The following is a 2,792-nucleotide window of genomic DNA, read 5'->3' as shown; positions in this document are numbered from 1 at the left end:
GGAGGTGCCCGAAGCGCCCGAAGATGGGCACGAGCACGCGGTCGCCCGGCTGGATCAGCGAGACGAGGGCGGCCTCGTTTCGGTGTGCCTGCGTACTGCTGGTGGTGCTGTCGTGCTTGAAGAGGAACCGCCTACTTGGCGTAGTTGACCAGGTCGGGGTTCTCCGCGTAGACCTCGGACAGCAGGCTCATGTCGAAGAGCTTGTCGGCCGTGATGGTGACACCGGCGGCAGCGAGCGTCTTGATGCTCTCCTGCTGCAGCTTATCGCTGATGGTGAAGAGGCCGTTCTTGACGGTGTCGTCGCTGACGATGAGGTCGGTCGACTGGATCGTGGCCTGCTTCGTCTCCTTCTCGATCGTGAGGCCGAGGTCTGCCCCATACTTGTCGATCGTGAGCTTGGCGGAGGCGGCCGGGTCCTTGATGGCGGCGGCCCAGCCCTTGATCTCGGCGATCAGGAGGCCCTTGAGTTTCGCGCGGTCACCCGAGATCTCCTTGTCGGAGGCCGTGAAGGTCTCCGCTACGAACGGGAGCCCGTTGTCGGCGAGCGGCAGGTTGACCGGGCCGAGGCCCTTGAGGTCTGCGTCGATGCCCTCGTTGGTGAGGTAGGAGAACCAGCCGTCGACCTCGCCGTTGAAGAGCGGGGTCGGGTCGTACTCGACGGGGACGGTGGTCAGCGAGGTCGGGTCGATGTTGTTGACCTTGAGGAACGCGTCCCAGAGGCTCTGGTTGCTCGCCTGCACGCCGATCTTCTTGCCCTTGAGGTCGGCGAGGGTCTTGATGTTGCCCACCTTGGCGAGCGAGAGGATCGAGAACGGGTTCTTCTGGTACGTGGCGCCGATGATCTTGATCGGGGCGCCTTCGTTCGCGATGACGGTTCCGGTGGAGATCGCGTTGCCGATGCCGAGGTCGACCGTGCCGGAGATGACGCCGGCTTCAGCGGATGCCGGGCCGGCGATGAGGTCGACGGAATCGAAGCCGGCCTTGGTGAAGTCGCCGTTGGAGTCGGCGAGGAACTCACCCATGAACTCGGTGTTCTTGATCCAGGACAGCTGGATGCTCGCGGTGCCGAAGGACGCGGGCGCACCGGAAGCCGAGGCTGCCGGCGTGGAACTCGTCGCGCAGGAGGTGAGCGCGATGGTCACGGCTGCCGCAGCGGCGATTCCCTGCAGGATGCGACGGGCGGGACGCCCTGCCGGTGAACGGTGTGCTGTTAAACCTTGGGTCCGGGTCATGAAGCTGTTCCTCTCGATGATGCTCGTGGGGTGCCGTTGGGGGGGGTGCCGTCAGGGAAGACGGCTGCTGTGTAATGCTGTGCGGCACACGTGCGGGTTCCCTGAATTTAGGCCCCGCAGATGACGCTGCGACCTCGACAGTGTTTCCGTCGTGTTGCAGCATGCTGGGTACCCGTCGCGGGAGGAAAAGTGCATCTGCCGCGTGATACGGTCACGGCGTCCGCCCGAAAAGGAGCCCCGATGCCGTCCGTTACTGAGCCTACTGCCGCGTTTGTGTCCGGATTGCCCAAAGCAGAGCTGCATGTGCACCTCGAAGGCACCCTCGAACCCGACCTCAGACTCGCCCTCGCCACGCGCAACGGTGTCGATATCGGCCAGTCGACGGTCGAGGAGGTGCGCGCGAGCTATGCCTTCGACTCCCTCGCAAGCTTCCTCGCGGTGTACTACCCCGCGATGAACGTGCTGATCACCGAGCAGGACTTCTACGACCTCGCCACCGCGTACTTCCGTCGCGCCTCCGCAGACGGGGTCCGCCACGTCGAGGCCTTCTTCGACCCGCAGGCGCACACGACGCGCGGCGTGCCCTTCGAGACCGTGATCACCGGACTGCACCGTGCTGCAGCGGATGCGGCCGGTTACGGTCTCTCCGCCGAGCTGATCCTCTGTTTCCTGCGTGACGCATCCGCCGAGAGCGCCCACGAGACCCTGCTGGCCGCCCTGCCCTACCGCGACCTGATCGTCGGCGTCGGGCTCGACTCCGACGAGCGCGGCAATCCCCCGGCGAAGTTCGCCGAGGTCTTCCGGCTCGCCCGTGAGGCCGGCCTCAGGCTCACGATGCACTGCGACATCGACCAGGTCGGCAGCATCGAGAACATCCGCCAGGTGCTCGGCGAGGTCAGGGTCGACCGGATCGACCACGGCACGAACATCCTCGAGGACCCGGCGCTCGTCGCCCTCGTCCGGGAACGCCGGATCGGCCTGACCTGCTGCCCGGTCTCGAACAGTTTCGTGACCTCGGACATGAAGGCGAGGGAGATCGTCGAGCTGCTCGGCCTCGGCGTGCTCGTCACCCTCAACTCCGACGACCCCGCGTACTTCGGGGCTTATGTCGCCGACACCTATACGGCATTCGCCCGGCAGGCCGGCATCGGCAGGGACGAGCTCGTCCAGCTGGCCCGGAACTCCTTCGAGGCGAGCTGGTTGTCCGACGCCGACCGACAGGGGTACCTCTCCGAGATCGACGCCTTCCTCGCGGCGAACCCGGCCTAGCCGGGACCGGAGGCCGGTCCGGCCCGCGAAACCGGTCCCGCAGAACCCTGCCAGGGAGGCGCGGCGGGGCCCGTATTACGGACAACCGTCCGGCGTGTGACGATCGCGTTTCAAGAGTCCCGATTGGCACCCCGCGGTCCTCACCAGGGTGTTTGCTAGACCATCTGGCCAGCGTCACGGCCTGAGATTCCAGCAGGCAGGAGGACAGATGCGCGAACGAGTCGACCGGGTGATCCGGGCGGACGCCGTGCTCACGCCTGCCGGCTTCGTGCGCGGGGCGGTGACGATCAC

The 2,792-nt window shown here is 66.2% G+C and carries 2 protein-coding genes; one reads left to right on the top strand and one right to left on the bottom strand.

The window, feature by feature from the left end; all coding sequences use genetic code 11:
• Nucleotides 1–131 precede the first annotated feature (131 nt).
• The gene (locus QN345_RS17715; RefSeq protein ID WP_134448925.1) at nucleotides 132–1,232 is read right to left on the bottom strand and encodes an ABC transporter substrate-binding protein; all 1,101 of its coding nucleotides are present in this window, start codon (nucleotides 1,230–1,232) and stop codon (nucleotides 132–134) included.
• Between the two features lie 240 nt (nucleotides 1,233–1,472).
• Between QN345_RS17715 and add the strand changes: the two genes are divergently transcribed.
• Nucleotides 1,473–2,501, top strand: a complete 1,029-nt coding sequence (gene add, locus QN345_RS17710; RefSeq protein ID WP_322189635.1) for an adenosine deaminase — start codon at nucleotides 1,473–1,475, stop codon at nucleotides 2,499–2,501.
• The last annotated feature ends 291 nt before the right edge of the window (nucleotides 2,502–2,792 follow it).

Source organism: Cryobacterium sp. 10I1, assembly GCF_035019805.1.
Lineage (GTDB): Bacteria > Actinomycetota > Actinomycetes > Actinomycetales > Microbacteriaceae > Cryobacterium > Cryobacterium glucosi.
This window is presented reverse-complemented; position numbering and strand designations above follow the sequence as displayed.

Coding starts and splice junctions, on each gene's coding strand:
- QN345_RS17715 (WP_134448925.1), bottom strand. CDS start 1,232: ATGACCCGGACCCAAGGTTTAACAGCACACCGTTCACCGGCAGGGCGT.
- add (WP_322189635.1), top strand. CDS start 1,473: ATGCCGTCCGTTACTGAGCCTACTGCCGCGTTTGTGTCCGGATTGCCC.